The sequence below is a fragment of the Prosthecobacter debontii genome (genome assembly GCF_900167535.1).
Lineage (GTDB): Bacteria > Verrucomicrobiota > Verrucomicrobiia > Verrucomicrobiales > Verrucomicrobiaceae > Prosthecobacter > Prosthecobacter debontii.
The window spans coordinates 26,151-42,403 of the sequence record NZ_FUYE01000015.1; the positions used below are offsets into that span (position 1 = coordinate 26,151).

General features: G+C 56.2%; 15 protein-coding genes and 1 tRNA gene. 12 read left to right on the forward strand and 4 right to left on the reverse strand.

Annotated features, from left to right (window positions below; translation table 11 throughout):
• The first annotated feature begins 13 nt into the window (after window positions 1-13).
• The 10 genes from B5D61_RS18830 to B5D61_RS18880 all read left to right on the forward strand — a co-directional run bounded on the left by B5D61_RS18830 (window position 14) and on the right by B5D61_RS18880 (window position 10,539).
• Complete coding sequence (locus B5D61_RS18830; RefSeq protein WP_078814982.1) at window positions 14-1,849, forward strand: DUF4340 domain-containing protein; 1,836 nt, start codon at window positions 14-16, stop codon at window positions 1,847-1,849.
• A 108-nt stretch (window positions 1,850-1,957) separates the two neighbouring features.
• Window positions 1,958-3,037 (forward strand): pyridoxal-phosphate-dependent aminotransferase family protein, encoded by a 1,080-nt coding sequence (locus B5D61_RS18835; RefSeq protein WP_078814983.1) that lies wholly within the window; start codon window positions 1,958-1,960, stop codon window positions 3,035-3,037.
• A gap of 65 nt (window positions 3,038-3,102) precedes the next feature.
• Window positions 3,103-3,393, forward strand: a complete 291-nt coding sequence (locus B5D61_RS18840) for a hypothetical protein (protein ID WP_078814984.1) — start codon at window positions 3,103-3,105, stop codon at window positions 3,391-3,393.
• Between the two features lie 3 nt (window positions 3,394-3,396).
• Complete coding sequence (locus B5D61_RS18845; RefSeq protein WP_078814985.1) at window positions 3,397-4,209, forward strand: LpxI family protein; 813 nt, start codon at window positions 3,397-3,399, stop codon at window positions 4,207-4,209.
• Between the two features lie 131 nt (window positions 4,210-4,340).
• Window positions 4,341-5,969 (forward strand): tetratricopeptide repeat protein, encoded by a 1,629-nt coding sequence (locus B5D61_RS18850; protein ID WP_176159530.1) that lies wholly within the window; start codon window positions 4,341-4,343, stop codon window positions 5,967-5,969.
• 90 nt (window positions 5,970-6,059) lie between these two features.
• Window positions 6,060-6,135, forward strand: a tRNA-Ala gene (locus B5D61_RS18855).
• Window positions 6,136-6,255: 120 nt separating this feature from the next.
• Complete coding sequence (locus tag B5D61_RS18865) at window positions 6,256-7,845, forward strand: DEAD/DEAH box helicase (RefSeq protein WP_245846567.1); 1,590 nt, start codon at window positions 6,256-6,258, stop codon at window positions 7,843-7,845.
• Window positions 7,846-7,903: 58 nt separating this feature from the next.
• A complete protein-coding gene (locus B5D61_RS18870; protein ID WP_078814988.1) occupies window positions 7,904-8,659 on the forward strand; it encodes a CAAX prenyl protease-related protein in 756 nt (251 codons plus the stop codon).
• 48 nt (window positions 8,660-8,707) lie between these two features.
• Window positions 8,708-10,003, forward strand: coding sequence for an MFS transporter (locus B5D61_RS18875; protein ID WP_078814989.1), 1,296 nt, complete (start codon window positions 8,708-8,710; stop codon window positions 10,001-10,003).
• Between the two features lie 95 nt (window positions 10,004-10,098).
• Window positions 10,099-10,539, forward strand: coding sequence for a MauE/DoxX family redox-associated membrane protein (locus B5D61_RS18880; protein ID WP_176159531.1), 441 nt, complete (start codon window positions 10,099-10,101; stop codon window positions 10,537-10,539).
• Between the two features lie 17 nt (window positions 10,540-10,556).
• Here the strand turns inward: B5D61_RS18880 and B5D61_RS18885 are convergent, their stop codons facing one another.
• On the reverse strand, window positions 10,557-11,729 hold the full coding sequence (locus B5D61_RS18885) for a serine hydrolase domain-containing protein (protein ID WP_078814991.1): 1,173 nt from the start codon (window positions 11,727-11,729) through the stop codon (window positions 10,557-10,559).
• Window positions 11,730-11,991: 262 nt separating this feature from the next.
• Here B5D61_RS18885 and B5D61_RS18890 point away from each other — a divergent pair, with 262 nt between their 5' ends.
• Window positions 11,992-12,477: a hypothetical protein gene (locus tag B5D61_RS18890; RefSeq protein WP_078814992.1), complete on the forward strand. Its 486-nt coding sequence runs from the start codon at window positions 11,992-11,994 to the stop codon at window positions 12,475-12,477.
• A gap of 101 nt (window positions 12,478-12,578) precedes the next feature.
• Here B5D61_RS18890 and B5D61_RS18895 read toward each other — a convergent pair whose 3' ends face one another.
• The 3 genes from B5D61_RS18895 to B5D61_RS18905 all read right to left on the reverse strand — a co-directional run bounded on the left by B5D61_RS18895 (window position 12,579) and on the right by B5D61_RS18905 (window position 15,317).
• Window positions 12,579-13,751, reverse strand: coding sequence for an aminotransferase class I/II-fold pyridoxal phosphate-dependent enzyme (locus B5D61_RS18895; RefSeq protein ID WP_078814993.1), 1,173 nt, complete (start codon window positions 13,749-13,751; stop codon window positions 12,579-12,581).
• A 21-nt stretch (window positions 13,752-13,772) separates the two neighbouring features.
• Entirely contained in the window at window positions 13,773-14,252 is a 480-nt protein-coding gene (locus B5D61_RS18900; protein ID WP_078814994.1) for an Lrp/AsnC family transcriptional regulator, read from the reverse strand.
• A gap of 75 nt (window positions 14,253-14,327) precedes the next feature.
• Window positions 14,328-15,317 carry a hypothetical protein gene (locus tag B5D61_RS18905; RefSeq protein ID WP_139373364.1) on the reverse strand — a complete coding sequence of 330 codons (990 nt, stop codon included), beginning with the start codon at window positions 15,315-15,317 and terminating at the stop codon, window positions 14,328-14,330.
• A gap of 132 nt (window positions 15,318-15,449) precedes the next feature.
• Between B5D61_RS18905 and B5D61_RS18910 the strand changes: the two genes are divergently transcribed.
• On the forward strand, window positions 15,450-16,232 hold the full coding sequence (locus B5D61_RS18910) for a glycosyltransferase family 2 protein (RefSeq protein ID WP_078814996.1): 783 nt from the start codon (window positions 15,450-15,452) through the stop codon (window positions 16,230-16,232).
• The last annotated feature ends 21 nt before the right edge of the window (window positions 16,233-16,253 follow it).

A 16,253-nucleotide genomic window follows, 5' to 3' on the forward strand; every position in this document is an offset into this window, starting at 1 on the left:
TTTTCGTTTGTCTATGAGCTTACGTACTACGGTCATTTTACTGGTCCTCGTCGCTGCTCTCGGGGCAGTCATCCTCGGTGTCGAGCGTTACCTCCCTTCTACCCGCGAGCTCTTAGAGATGAAGCGCGGCCCCGTGAAATTCAATCGTGGCGAGATCTCTCAGTTCGAGATTGATTCCAGTGGCGGTGATGGAGTGACCCTGGCTTCGCAAGAAAAAGTGTGGTTCGTGCGTCGGCCCTTCAATGATCTGGCCGATCCCGAAAAGGTGGATAAGCTGATGAATGAGCTGACGGCCATCGGTTGGATTGAGAGAGTTCATCGTGAGGAATTCGATGATAATGGCTGGACCAAAACCGCCCTGGATCAGCCGCGCCACAAATTGCGCCTGATGGAGGGCGAGCAATGCGTTCTCGAGCTCTGGGTGGGTGCTGCTTCGCCGATTGAAGACAGTCATTACCTAGCCATCAAAAAAACGGAGAGCAGTGACGAGACTTCTTATTATGTAGCTCGGACCGCCCTGCCAGAACTCCTGAAGCCAGCCCCCAAAGACTGGCGGGACAGCAAGCTGATCCGCCTACCAGCAGACCAGGTGGTAGGATTGAAAATTGTGCAAGAGAGCGGCCAGATTGAGCTCGCCCGAACCGGCAGAAAAATGGAGTGGTCGTTGGTCAAACCTCTGAGCACACGTGGAAGTAAGGAGAAGATCAATGAATTGCTCTCCACACTGCTGAATCTGGAGATCAAAGATGCCGTCGAGTTGGCCAATGGAGCCAGTGCCGTGAAAGAGGCGGGGACCGACATCACGTCCCAAACTTTAAAATTATCCATCGTGACCGAGGAGACTCGGAATCAACCCGTGGAAATCACGCTCACTAAGCCGAAAGCGGATGCATCTGAAACGAAAGCCACCATCAGCCATCGGCGCCCGGTTTTTACGGTGTTTTCTAAATCGCTCGCTAATTTCTGGGCTTCACCCAATGACTTGCGAGACAAAATGCTGGCGAGAATCGATGAGGATGCGGTGCAGTCCGTTCAGATTGAGTCCGGGGCATTCCCTCCTGTATTGCTAGAAAAGCAATCGGAGTCTTGGTTCTTGCGGCGCCACAATCGCTTGGAAGCTGCCAACGGTGACCGCGTGGCACGATTGTTCCAGGCGCTGAACACGCAGCCTGTGCGCAATTTTACCTCAGATTCGGCAGCTAATTTGGCTGCCTATGGATTGGATAAAGCCTTCCTGGCGGTGAGTTGGTCCGGGGAAGGGATCACAAATTCGCGCCTTATTTTTGGTGCCAATGCGGACCACACTGAGTTTTATGCCAAATATGAAAGCGAGCCGAGTGTTTACCAAATCGATGCCGCTCTACTGCCCAGCATTCCTCAGGAAGGCATCAAATGGAAAGGTTTAGGAGCCCTTCGCTTCACCCAATTTGCGTTGAGACGAATCAGTTTGGCCGCCGGAACCCAGCCACCGGTGATCCTCAATTATGACCCCACGACTGCGCAATGGACAGGCGAACGTGCTGGCCGGGATGTCACCTCAATGATCGATCGTGTGAAGGCGGATCGCTTGGCCGGGGCACTGGCTAAGTTCAATGTTCAAGATTGGTCGGCAGATGCGACCAATGCCATCCAAGCCCTGAAAAATCCAGCCCTGACGGTGGTGGTGACCTTGGGAGACCCTGGCACGAATTCCGGTCCTACCCGTGACATCGTTGTCCGTTTTTCTCCTACGCAGGAGGGCATGGATACGGCACTCTACTTCGGGCAGGTCGACGCCGGTCCTGACGTGTTTTATATTGCCCGAGCTTCGCTGTTGGAACTCCTGGCACCGGTTTTCAAGAGCGAGTAAAAGGAGCTGGAGATTGAAACTTGGGCTGTATCCGCAGTTGCGCGCGGGCGTCTTGCTTCTACCTTTGCACCCCTTTTTCATCTGCCTGCCGCAGGCAAAACGCCAACCATGAGCACACACGTCAAACTCTACATCCCCGGTCCCGTCGAAGTCAGCCCCGCCACTTTTGCGGCCATGTCCCAGCCGATGATCGGCCACCGTGGGAAAGGTTTCCAGGATCTGTATGCTGAGATCCATCCCATGCTGCAGGAGCTGTTTGGGACCAAGGGGCTGGTCTTTCTGAGCACCTCTTCTGCTTTTGGGATCATGGAAGGCTGCATTCGTAACCTTGTGGCTAAGAAGGTGCTCAACTGCTGTAACGGAGCGTTCTCGGACAAATGGCATGATGTGTCCAAGCGCTGTGGTAAAGAGGCTGAAGCCTACACCGTGCCTTGGGGCCAGCCTGTGATGGCAGATGAAATCGATAAGCGTCTCGCCACGGGAGAGTTCGACGCCGTGACTTTCATCCACAATGAAACCTCCACGGGGGTGCTGAGCCCCATTGCGGAGATTGCTGCTCTCAAGAAGAAGTATCCCGATGTCATGTTCATCACGGATTCGGTTTCTGGTTTTACCACCGTGCCGCTGAATTTCGATGAACTGGGTCTCGACGTCTTGCTGACCGGTAGCCAGAAAGCCTTCGCCCTGCCTCCTGGCTTGGCTCTTTTCACGGCATCTGAGGCAGCCATGGCCCGCGCTGCAACGATTGCCGATCGTGGTTACTACTTCGATTTCCTTGAGTTCAAGGCCAATGGCGAGAAGAGCATGACTCCTAGCACCCCATGCATCAGCCTGATCTACGGGCTGCGTCACCAGCTCAAGACCATGTTTGCTGAGGGGTTGGAAAACCGTTATGCCCGCCATGCCCGCCTTAACGGCATGGTGCATGAGTGGGTGCGTAAAAACGGCTTCGAGTTCTTTGCACCCGAAGGGTATCGCTCGAAGTCGCTGACCTGTGTGGCTAACAACAAAGAGATCGATGTGGCTGCCCTCATCGCATTGCTGAAGAAAAACCACAGCCTCATCATTGATGGGGGCTACGGGAAACTGAAGGGCAAGACTTTCCGTATCTCCAACATGGGCGATGAGACCGATGAGAGCATGAGTGCTGTCATCGCGGCTCTCGATGATAGCTTGGCCAAGCTGTAAGCAGGTCTTGATGCTGCGGCTCTCGGCTCTGTTCACACGGCCGCAGCAAAACTTCCTTCGTTGCGATGTCTTTTCAGCCTCCAGGTCAATGTCCTTCATGCGGCGAATGGGTGCCGCGGAAAGCATTGGCCTGTGACTGCTGCGGGGCTTGTGCCAAAAGCGGTTGGAAGGCCAGTGCCGATGTTTACGATGGCCTGGATCTGCCCGATGAGGACTTCGATTACAATGAATTTGTCGAGCGTGAATTTGGTTCTGAAACCTCGCTCAAGACAACCTCGCGAGAGACTCTCTGGCGATGGGTGGCCGCCATTCTGCTGGCGGTGATGGTGCTAGGTTATTTGTTATCCGTGCGTTGAATCATGACACCCGACTTGCCCTGCATAGCTCTCATTGCCGGAAACGGTATTTATCCTGAAACTTTCGTCAGAGCTGCGCGCAAAGCCGGTGTGAAGCGTTTGGTAGCCGCCGCTTTCATCAACGAAACCAAGCCGGAGTTGGCAGAGATGGTGGATGCCATCGAGTGGTTTCGAGTTGGGCAGCTCAGTAAGATGATTTCATTCTTGGTTAGGCAGGGTGTGACGCAGACGGTCATGGTCGGTCAGATCGCCCCCCAAAATCTCTTCGATCTGCGTCCCGACTTTCGCACGTTGTTGATGTTGGCCCGGCTCAAACAACGTAACGCTGAGACGCTCTTCGGTGCCATCGGCGATGAGATGGCCAAAGACGGCATTGAGCTGCTTCCGGCCACAACCTTCCTGGACGATCTGATGCCTCCCAAAGGTCATGTCGCTGGTCCGACGATCAAAAAACGCCGATGGGAAGACGCTGAATACGGCTTCAACATAGCTAAGGAAAGCAGTCGGCTGGATATCGGCCAAACGGTAGTGGTTAAAAACGGCACTGTCCTTGCCGTGGAAGCCTTCGAAGGCACTAACGAAGCCGTTAAGCGTGGCGGGGCGATGGGCCGAGGGGGAGCCACGATGGTGAAAGTCTCCAAACCGAATCAGGACATGCGATTCGATGTTCCGGTGATCGGGCCCGATACTATCCGCACGGCCTCGGAGGCCGGTGTCGATTTGATCGCGGTCGAGGCAGGGAAGACATTGTTGTTAGGCCTGGATGAACTCCAGCGGGAATGCTTGCAACGAAAAGTCTCTGTAGTCGCTCTGTAAATAGGCCGGAAAGAACCGGGCTAAATTTTCTAAAAAGAGCGGTAAAGTCTTGATTTATCAGGTTAAAACCTGAAAAAATGAGCGCTTCTCGCTTAGGCGGGTCAAAAAAAGAGTTCTCAAACCAACCCCATATGTTACTCACAGCCCTCAAAGTAAAACTTGCTGCCATGGTCGCAGTCGCCGGTCTTGATACCGCCGAGATGCAGCAGCCAAGCCCAGAACTTGTCACGACTCTGGAGAAGCTGGCCGCAGATCAAAAAGCTGCCGCCGAACAGCCTGGCTCCGGCCCCGACGTCAATGCAGCTTTCAACAACGCTTTGGCCAAGGTCAATGAGCTGGCCAAGAAAGGTGATAAAGATGCTCAATATGCCCTGGCTCACTGGGGTGTTCTCAGCAACAGCAACATCTCTGAGATCATCGATCTGTATCGTAAGTCCGCCGCTCAAGGCCAAATCTTAGCCAAGGCTGAACTTGCTCAGGTGTTGCTCCAGGCTTTCCCTCAGGACGCCGAGCGTGTTGCTGAAGCTGTGAAGCTGGTCCAAGACGCCGAAGCTGCTGGCAACAAAGTGGCTCGCCGTCTTTTGGCGAACCTCTACATCGCCGGTGCCGGTGGTCTGGAAAAGAGCGTGGATAAAGCCCGGGCTCTCCTGGAAAAAGGTAGCACTGAAGGTGATGGTGAAGCTACCCTCGGTCTGAGCCAGCTGTATGCCGCGGGTGTTCCTGGGCTGCCTAAAGATGAGCAGAAGTCTCTGGACTATCTGATTAAAGCCACTGAGCAGAAAAACGCTGTTGCGATGAGCACCTATGCAGCTCGCCTTTTTGATGGTGATCCTGCAGCTGAAGGCAGCAAGCAACTGGTGAAGAAAGATCCAGCTAAAGCCATGAAGATGTTTGAAGATGCGGCCGCTACCGGTTTCGCCGCTGCAAACCGTCTTCTCGGTGCCATCTATGAGAATGGTCTGGGCGGTCAATCCAAAGACCTGAAGAAGGCTGTGGAATACTACACCAAGGCTGCCAACGGCAACGACCCTCAGGCTCTTTTCCGCTTGGGTAACTTCTTCGAAGCGGGTCTTAGCCAAGGTGAAGGTGACAAGGCAGAAGTGATCATTCAGCAGAATGCTAAGAGCGCATTAGATCTCTATCGCCTAGCTGCTCAGAACGGTCTTTCGGAAGCCTTCTACAACGTTGGTGTGTATTATGAAACCGGCACTGTGGTGGACAAAGATCCAGCCAAGGCTTTCTCCTTCCATCTGAAAGCTGCCAGTGCTGGCCTGCCACAGGCTCAGCATCGCCTGGCTGGTCTGTATCAGGCCGGTAACGGTGTGACCCAAGACCTCGTGGCTGCCATGGGCTGGTATCAGCGTGCAGCTAATGCCAACTTCGCGGCGAGCCAGATCGCGCTGGGCCAGATGTATGAGTCCGGAGCCGGTGGTCGTCCAAACCCAACCGCTGCTGCTCAGGAATACACCAACGCTGCAGAGCAGGGGGCACCTTTGGCAATGCTTCGTTTGGCCAGCCTCAATGAGCGTGGCCTTGGCACTGTTAAGAATGCACCTGATCTTTCCCGTGCTTTGGCTTATGCCGAACTGGCAGTCGAGGCCTCCAACAGCGCTGAAATCGCAGTTAAATATCGCGATGAGTTGAAGGGCAAAATGACCGCAGATCAAATCGCTGAAGCGAAGAAGATCTCTGATAGCTTGAAGAAGGCACCTGCCGCTGCTGAACCAGCCAAGCCTGCGACTCCTTCCAAGAAGAAGTAACTGAAAAAAACTTCAAAATCAGCTTGCCAGAATAAGCTGAATGGATAATCTCCGGCTCCCCACCGCAAGGGGAGCCGGTTTTAATTTTCCGGGGCATTAGCTCAGTTGGTAGAGCGCTTGCATGGCATGCAAGAGGTCAGCGGTTCGAACCCGCTATGCTCCACCAAAACAGGTGGTAACAATAAACCCCTGATAACTGAAAACTTCAGTGCATATCCTCACCCCGTTATTTGCATTGTCGTTCTTCATAGCTGATAGACACAGCTAGTCCTACCCAAAAACGATTGTGAGCGAATCCCGACATTCCGAGTCCAAGAAAAAGCCCTCTTTGCTGAGTCGCCTGACATCAGGCATCAAGAAACTCCTGGGATTGGGAAAAACGACAGAAGTAGAAGCGGGCTCGTCTGCGGCAGATTCAAAACAAAAGCCCTATGACAAGCCTTCTCCTGAAGGCCGTGGTGAGCGCCGCCGAGACCGTGATGGCGGACAGCGTCGTGAACGTGGCCCGAGACCGGAGGGAAGAGGCCCGCGCCCAGAGCGTGGTGAACGTCCTGACCGCCGCGGACCTAAGCGCGGAGACCGTCCTCCCCGCGAGCGAGATGCCTCCGAATCGAAGCCGCGTCAAAACTTCGAACCGCTAGCCCCACCGCCACCACCACCTGTTCCTGAAGGTCCTTATCCAGAGGCATTCCAGATTCTCGGATTGAGTGATGCCGTGTTGGCAGGCATCCGGGACTCTGGCTATGAGAAGCCGACCCAGATCCAAGAGCGCTCGATTCCTGTGGTGCTGAACCAGAAAGATGTGGTGGGAGCCTCTCAAACCGGAACCGGTAAAACCGCCGCGTTTGCTCTGCCCACGTTGAGTCGTCTGGGTGCTCCCGGTAAGTTCCGTTGCCTGGTCCTGGAGCCTACCCGTGAGCTCGCTGCCCAGGTGGTGGCACAGTTTGAGAAATACGGCCAACACACCGGCTTGCGTGTGCTCTTGGTGCACGGTGGCGTGGGTTATGAAAAACAGCGCAAAGGCCTGCAGCAGGGCGTGGACATTGTCGTTGCTACCCCAGGCCGTTTGTTAGACTTCATGCAGGATGGCACGGCGAAGCTGGATGATCTCGAAGTGCTCATTCTCGACGAGGTGGATCGCATGCTGGACATGGGCTTCTTGCCAGACGTTCGTCGCATCGTTGAGCGCACACCGAAGTCCCGCCAGACGCTGTTCTTCTCGGCCACCATGCCGCCGCAGATTCAGACGCTTGCAGACTTTGCCTTGAAGGAGCCCACCAGCATTGAAATCGGCGTTCGTTTCTCTCCTGCAGAAACCGTTAGCCATTACATGTATCCAGTGGCGAGTGATCAGCGTGAGGAGTTGCTATTGGCGATTCTCAAGCAGACGCACTTCGAGAGCCTGATGATCTTCACCCGCACCAAGGCTCAGGCAGACCAACTTTACGGAGCTCTCAAGCAAGGTGGTGAATATAAAGTCGCCGTGATGCACTCTGACATCCGCCAGAGTGAGCGTGAAAAAGCTCTCAAAGGCTTCCGTGATGGCGAGTTTGAAGTCATCGTCGCGACCGACCTCGCAGCCCGTGGTTTGGACATCAGCGGCGTGACTCACGTCATCAACTTCATGGTGCCGGAAAACTCTGAGGACTACGTGCACCGAATTGGCCGCACAGGTCGTGCTCAAAAAGAAGGTGATGCCTACACCCTCTTCAGTGCTGAGGAACTGCCTTATGTGGCGAGCATTGAGCGCTTGATCAGCCAGAAGATCGAACGCAAGAAGCTGGACGGCTTTAGCTATAAATACACGACAGTGCTGGACGAAGAAGATAAGGCACGCGCCATCCTTCATGGTCGGGCCAAAAAGCGTCGCCGCTAAGCTGAGATAAAGCTGGGCTTGCATCACCAATGGCCCGTGCGACTCGGTGTTCATCGTCATGCTCGCACGCCTTCAGAGCCTTCGTGAATCCGCTACGGTAGCGCATGTGCTGCCCCTGGCGCTTTTCCTGAGCATCAGTGCGCTGCCAGCCATGCTGGCCGTGGCGAATCCTGAGCTCCCGTGGCATCGGCAGGCACCTGAGCATTGGATCTATCCGATCCAGACCCTATTCATTGGGGCCGTGCTGGTGTTTTTTGGTAAACACTACACGTTTCGGCCTTGGCGTGGTCTCAGTCTCGCTGTCTTACTAGCGGTCGTGGGCATCGCGGTGTGGATTATCCCCGCTTGGATTTACGAGCGAAATTTCACCTCACCAGAAGCTGTGCCTGGATGGCTGGCTTGGCTGGGAGTCGAAGAGCGGAGAGAGGGCTTCAATCCAGATCTCCTTGCCGCGTGGCCGGGCTGGCAAACCGCGTCAGTAGTCATGCGGTTTGTTAGGTTGGTTATCATCGTTCCTTTGGCCGAGGAGCTCTTCTGGCGTGGGTTTTTGATGCGCTACGTCAATGCCGCGGATCGCGCGTGGCAGTCGGTGCCGTTTGGTGAGCATTCCTGGCGGACCTTCATCGTGGTGACTAGCTTGGTGGTTGTGGCACATCAGCCCGCTGACTACGTGGCCGCTGTCGTCTGGGGTTCGTTGGTTTATTACCTCGCGGTGCGCACGCGTAGCCTAGGGGCCTGTGTGACCATGCATGCGGTGGCTAATTTACTGCTCGGTCTTTATGTGATGCAGACCCGTCAGTGGGGATTCTGGTGAGCCATTGGGCTTGCCATCGTGGAGCAAATGTGAAAACTCGCTCCCCACATGACCAACCCGGCAAAGACTCCTGAAATCACCCGCCTGCGGGATCTGTCCTCTCATCAAAAGAAGTCAGGATTGGCCGCCTGGCTCGGCTGGCTGTTTGATGGGTTGGACATGCACATCTACACCCTCGTGGCCACTCCCTTTGTGGCTGCGTTGCTGATGAAGGATGGCATTGCGGCACCCGCAGGTGAGGTGGATACCAAAGCCTCCATCATTCAGGCGGCTTTCTTGGTCGGTTGGGCTTTAGGGGGCGGCGTTTTTGGGTGGATTGGTGATCGGCTGGGGCGCAGTCGCACCCTTATGCTCACCATCTTGTTTTACGCAGGCTTCACTGGCCTATCGTATTTCTGCACGGAGTGGTGGCACTTGCTCATCTGCCGTTTCCTCTCAGCTCTGGGCATCGGTGGCGAGTGGGCGGTGGGGGCATCGTTGCTGTCGGAGACCTGGCCCAAGAAGTGGCGTCCGTGGATTGCGGCCACGTTACAAACGGCTGTGAACGTGGGCATCCTCCTCGCCTGCTTTGCCGGCTGGCTCCTGCGTCATGATGAGAGCCACAGGCTCATCTTCCTGGTCGGCATCTTACCCGCGTTGCTCACCTTGTGGATTCGCAAAGCCGTTCCAGAGACGGAGGAGTGGGAAGAGGCGCGTAAGGGTGCCGAGCCTCCGCGGGTGCGAGATTTATTCGGCCCGGCGGTATCTGGGGTGACGTGGCGGGTGCTCATCATCTGCGCGGTTTCACTCACCGCTCACTGGGCCTTCATGTTCTGGCAGCAGAGTCTCATCCGCTCATTACCGAAGGTGAAAAGCCTGAGTGGCCCTGAGCAGACCGATGCCGTGGTGGTGGCGCTCATGTATATCATGATCGGCTCCATCTTTGGCAACTACGTCGCCGGAGCGTTGGCCAAGATCATGGGCTACCGAAAAGCCATCACCCTCATGCTGGCCGCTTATGGGGCCTGCATGATCACCGCTTTCTCGGGTGAGTGGACCCATCAGCAACTGCTGTGGTGGTATGCGTGGATCGGGCTCTTCCAGGGCGTGTTCGGGCTGTTCACCATGTGTCTACCGCCGCTCTTCCCCACACTGCTGCGCACCACGGGGGCGGGCTTCTGTTATAACATCGGGCGCATTGTCGCCGCCATCGGCACCGTGATGTTTAAGCTCTGGGTGCCTGTGGGGGACTATCGCCTCGCGCTCTACTATGCGGGATTGCTGTTCATCCCAGCGGCAGCCATCGCCATGCTTTTACCGGAGGAGAAAGAAACCGCAGGTCCTGTCGAACTGCCAGTCGATTGAGCCGACCGTGTGAGCGCGGAATGAAAAGGGATGCGGCATCTCTTACCTGCGCGCAGATTGCTGCCATCGTCCTCATCCTCGTCATCCTGCCTGTCATGAAGCTCTTTCATTTTCTCCTGCATCTGCTCTTCGGTGGCATCTTCATCTATGCAGGGGCTCTGAAGGCCATGGACCCAGGTGTCTTCGTCATGGATGTGCGTAGTTTTGATCTACTACCCGATCCCTATGCCGCGTGGCTGGCCATGGGCTTGCCTTGGTTGGAGATCTTCACCGGCTTCACCGTCATCACAGGCCTTTTTCGGCAGGGAGGGCTGCTGGTGCTCAATATCAGTTTGCTGATCTTCCTCGCCGCCATCGGCATCTCCTGGTATCGGGGCATTGATATCCAGTGTGGATGCTTCGGTGGCAGTGGCGATGCCAAGAGCAACTACATCACCCTCATCTTGCGGGATCTCGCGCTCTTAGCGTTGGGGGGCTACTTGCAGATCGTCGCCATCGGCACCGCCTTGAGCCGTCGTCGTCCGGCTCAAGGCTGAGTCGCGATCCATCCTTCTCACTTTTTCTTCACGGCTACCGCCGGCTGCACGGTGACTCCGGCGGCTTCCATCACCAGATGCTGGAAAGCATCCTTGGGTTTGCCGCTATCAGGCACCAGGACATTTTGCACCAGATAGACCGTCGCGATCCCGTGCTCCATATCCACCCAGCCATTGGTGGCAAAGGCACCCCCGTGGCCGAAGCTGCCCACTGGCATCTGAGAGCACACTCTCTGCGTGGCCGTATTCACCTGCCAGCCGCAGGCATAGTTCAGCGTCTTACCACCGGCGGAAACCGGCGTTGTCATGTCCTTCACCGCCTTCTCACTGAGCAGGCGCTTGCCTTCAAACTCCCCGCCGCCGGCGATCATGGCATAAAACCGCCCCATGTCCCGTGCAGTGGAAAACAAGCCCCCCGCAGGCTCCGTCATGTGTCGCACGGAGGCATCACTGGTCACAAAGGGATTGTAGCCGGGCACCAGACTCTGGCTGTCCTCCTCCATCTTATACGTGCGAGCGATCCGTGCCCGCAGCGCATCATCGGGGTGAAAGGTCGTATCCTTCATATCCAGCGGCCCAAAGATCCGCGCCTTGAGAAACTCATCATACTTCATGCCGGAGACGATCTCCACAATGCGTCCTGCCACCGTGGGGCCAAAGCCATACTCATAGGAAGAGCCCGGTTGAAAGGCCAAAGGTGCGTTCACCAGTGTGGCCACATACGCACGCAGAGAGATCGCTCCATCCGTCGCCTTGCGTGGTGGGAAGGCGATGCCCGCCGTGTGGCTCAGCAGCGTCCTCAGCGTGATGGGGTTCTCCGGGCCGCTCCCATCCGCCAGCTTCACCTTGCCGAGATCGGGCAGCCACTTCGAGGCGGGCTCATCCAGAGAGAGTTTGCCCTCATCCACCAGCAGCATCACCGCCGTGGCATTCACAGACTTCGTCATCGAGGCGATCCAGAAGACCGCGTCCTTCTCCATCTTCCGGTCCTGAGCGATATCGGCAAAGCCCGCTGCATCATGATGCACGATTTTGCCTTTCTCCATCACCAGCGTGACGATGCCCGCGGCCTGTTTGGCCTCCACGGCCTGTTCCATGGCTGAGTGAATGGCCTCGAGCTTGGTGGCATCCAGGGCTGACAGCAGAGCTGGCGTGCAAAGGAGGGCGGAAAGGAAAATCGAGCGGAGCATCCGCTATGAACGGGAGAGTATCGGAACCTGTTGCAAAGAACCTGAGAAGGAATCCGCCGCCCGCGCATCATGAAGCAACCATCTTTGGCATGGAACATGGTAAAACTCAGCCATGCCCGCCTGTTTCATCCGACGTCCAGAGACAGTCAGAATTAGGGGCAAACGTCGAAGACCAGGGATAGCCATTGTCTCGACAAGACGACCACATCGAAATAAAAGCAGGGTTCGCAGAACCTTGGACCCTCTCACCGATTGAGCCCTTATGCCGGAAGACCAGGTGACCATCTACGATCTCACAACGCGGACCTTCACCAGCATTCCGCAGAGTGAACTCGCCTCAGGGATGGTCCGTGGGCAAGTCGTCGGGCATGAGGGAGTGGTGTGGATGGAGGCTGAACAACTCAAGATCAGCGACTACCGTCATCCGCCTTTTACAGGGGATCGCAAATTGGAGGTGCTCACGCTGGTCTATGCCTTCCCAGGTGTTTATGAGCAGACGTATGCTTTCTGGGAAGATGGATTTCGACGAGACCTGAATCCAGATCGTGAGATCGCTGTCTGGAAACACATCGCTGCAGTGTATGGAAAGCATGCGAGAGGGCATGCCTTGGCTTATCGCCAGGAACTGTTTTCCCTCGTTCTGGCTTGTAGCAGCGCGGATGCTGAGCGGATCGGATTGATCTTTCAGTGCGCCGTGATTCCCGATCATGATTACCGAGAGATCACAAGGGACTATTACGGCCAGTAATAAGCCGTGAGCGACTATGATTAAGGCACATAACCCCAATCAAAACCCCCAAGTCCATGACTGAACTTGGGGGTAGTTAAGGTTTAAAGAATGGATGAGGATTACTTCCGCACTTCGTTCACATACTCTTCCATGAGGTCCATGGCTTTGACGATGAGCTCGGGGGCGGTGGCGTAGCAGCAGCGGACGAAGCCTTCTCCGGCTGCACCAAAGGCGGTGCCTGGGACGACGGCGACGCTCTTTTTCTCGAGCAGGCCGATGGCGAATTCCTTGCTGGTGAGGCCGGTGCTGCGGATCTCGGGGAAGACGTAAAAGGCTCCTCCGGGATTGAAGCAGTGCAGGCCCATGCCATTGAGACGGCTGACGATGACGTTGCGGCGTTGCTCGTAGCTCTGGCGCATGTCTTCATAAGCACTGGCCCCCATTTTCAGGGCTTCCAGGCCGGCCATCTGACTCATGATGGGGGCGCACAGCATGCAATACTGGTGCACTTTCATCATGGCTTCGATGAGTGGGGCCGGGGCGCAGGCATAACCGAGACGCCAGCCAGTCATGGCAAAGGCCTTGCTGAAACCATGCAGCAGGACGGTGCGCTCTTTCATCCCGGGCAGTTCAGCGATGCTGAGATGCTGGCGGTTGTCGTAGAGGAGCTCACAGTAGATTTCATCGGTGAAGACGATGAGATCGTGCTTGATGGCCAGGGCGGCGATTTTCTCCAGTTCCTCCCGGGGCATGATACCGCCGGTGGGGTTGGTGGGGAAGTTCAGCGCGATGATCTTGGTGCGTGGCGTGATGGCTTTTTCGACATCGGCCGCCATGAGGGCGAATTCATTTTCCTCACGGGTCTCCACCACGACAGGCACGCCGTAAGCCATCTTGATGCTCGGAGCATAAGAGACGTAGCAGGGCTCATGATAGATGACTTCGTCGCCCGGGTTCAGCAGGGCGCGGAAGGCGATATCGAGCGCCTCAGACACGCCGACGGTCACCAGGATCTCTTTTTTGGGATCGTAGCTGACGCGGAATTGATTCTCCACATAACCACTGATGGCGACGCGGAGGGATTCGAGTCCGAGGTTGGAGGTATAGCTGGTTTGGCCTTTTTCGAGGGAGCGGATGGCGGCCTCACGGATCGGCCACGGGGTGGGCTTATCCGGCTCACCGACGCCGAGAGAGATGACGTCGCTGCGACCGATGACGAGTTCGAAAAAGTCCCGAATGCCAGAGCGCGGAAGGTCGCGGATCTGGGTGGAGAGCTTGCTGTTGTAGTCCATGGTTGGTCTTTTAGATCATGATCAAGGACTGACTGGCAGGCGCTCTTCATCATCGCCTGAGTTGGCGAGGAAACCGGCTTGTTTATAAGCCTTGAGCTGGAAGTGCGTGGCGGTGGAGAGCACGCCGCCGAGGGTGCTCAGTTTTTCGGCCACGAAGTTGGCGACATCGAGAAGGTCTTTACCTTCCACGAGGACGGCCAGGTCATAGCCGCCGCTCATGAGGAAGCACTCACGCACTTGGTCGAACTTCGCAATGCGCTTAGCCAGACGGTCAAAGCCGCCTTCACGCTCAGGAGTGATACGCACTTCGATCAGAGCCGTCACTCCACGGTGACCGGCCTTCTGCTTATCCACCACGGCGTTGTAGCCCAAGATCGTCTTATCCGCCTCCGCCGCTCGCATTCTGCGCACGACTTCATCTTCAGAAAGGCCCAGAATTTGAGCCAGCTCACTGGTGGAGCGGTTGGAGTTGATTTGGAGGAGTTGAATCAGAGGATCCATGGGACGCGCAGTTTAACGTGTCTCTGGAAACCTGCACAAAGTTTGTTTGAATCGTCGTGCAGCTTTTTCAGGACCTTACATGCAGCAGGGGGCTGACCCACCCGCTGAGGAGGTCGGCCAAACGAGAGTGGCCAAAGCGGGTAGGGCGACGACGACATCTGCCCAGACACGGAAGGCTTCAGCCGAGAGGCGCTGCCTGTTGAACCAAAGGATTTTCAATCCCAGGAGACCTACCGCCACCGCAGAAGAGAGAGGCAGGAGATTGGCAGGGACATATCCGAGAGGCACCGCGATGAGGGTGAAGGCGACAATGACAAGAGAGCTGATCAGCGTTCCATGGGCACGCAGATCCGCTCTGGGACCAGCTTCTCGCGCGGTGATCAGCGCCAGATTGCAGGTGAAAAGCAGGGCAAGTAAAAGCACCGCAGCCCAGCTCTCCACACTGGTGCTGCCGAAATCGTGAAAGCGGCTCCAGGTGGTGCAGCCGAGTGCGAAAAGAATACCGGCAGCCACCTCCTTGCGGAAAAACCTCTCGATCTGCTCATGAAGCCGGAGCGTCATCAACAGGACTGCGGCCCCAGCGATGATGAGGGAGAGAACGAGCTTCAGATTCTCCTGGAAAGGCAGGGCATTGATCGCGAAAAGCAGCAGCACCAACCCTGCTTGGAGCAGGCGCAGCCGCACCTGAGAGGAAGCCACTGAATAGAGAATCAAATAGACGCCAATGGGGAAAAGCTGGAGGACGGAGTTGGTGAGCAGCCGTGCAGGCACGACCCAGAGGCCCAGCCATGCCAAGTAAACCGCTACGGCGGGCATGACGATGAAGACCAAGGCCCAGCGCCAACGCCTGTAGAAGCGATGCCGCAGGCTGAGCGCACTCTCTGGCACGCCAAAGGTATCCAACACACGATCGGCTAAGTAAATGAACCAGACCGAGAAACCGAGCCCCGGCACCACTCCTGGCATGATCTGGAGGTGATCTAACCGGGAGATCCCCAGCAGCCACAGCACGGCCACTAGCGGAGCCTCAAGGCTAAGCACATGAGGCCACAACCAAAAGGGCATGGAAGAGTGGCGGGTGGGCTGAGAGGAGTTGGTTGGCAAGGGGGGATATGAAGGGCGGTTGCCACCGGAATGCAAACAGAGAGACTTTTCGATTTCCATTTCGTCGCTCCCGCTCTTCCATCCAGTTCTGTCATGCCCCATCCGCTTTCTATCGCCATCATCTCGAAAAATGAGGAGGCCAATCTACGCCGCTGCTTAGCCAGTGCGGTGGATCTGGCCCAGGAGATCATCATCGTGGACAGTGGCAGCACCGATGGCACTCAGGCTGTGGCAGAGGAGTTTGGCGCACGCTTTGTCTCACAGGCTTGGCTAGGATTCACCGATCAGAAAAATCTCTGCAACAGTCTCTGCACCCAGCCCTGGATTTTGGCTTTGGATTGTGATGAGGAGTTGTCTCCAGAGCTTCGTCGCTCCATCGAGTCCTTTTTTACCGATGGTAGCACGGAGAAATATGAGGCCGCCTGGATGGCGCGGCGAGTTTGGTTCCTCGGGCGCTGGATTCGCCATGGGGACTGGTATCCCGATAAAAAAGTGCGCCTGTTTCGGCGAGATAAAGGCCGTTGGGAGGGCCATGCCAGCAGTCAGGTGCATGAGCGTCTAGTTGTGGATGGACCTCACACCACCCTGGAGGGGGATCTGTATCATTACTCCTTTACCAGCATGGGGCACTACCTGGATAAGCATGTCGGCTATACCGATGTCTTTGCTGAGCATGAACAGGCGGAGGGGCGTGGCTGGTCCCTGGTCCACGCTTTGTTCCGCCCGTGGTGGCGTTTCATGCGCGCTTATGTCCTGCGGCGTGGTTTTATGGATGGTTTTCCTGGCTTATGGATCGCCATGTCCACGGCCTACTTCACCTTCATGCGCTACAGCCGTGCTTATGAGGTGAAGGTGCGCTCGAACCAGCCGCGGTAGGTCCTTGCATCTGGGTTTCTC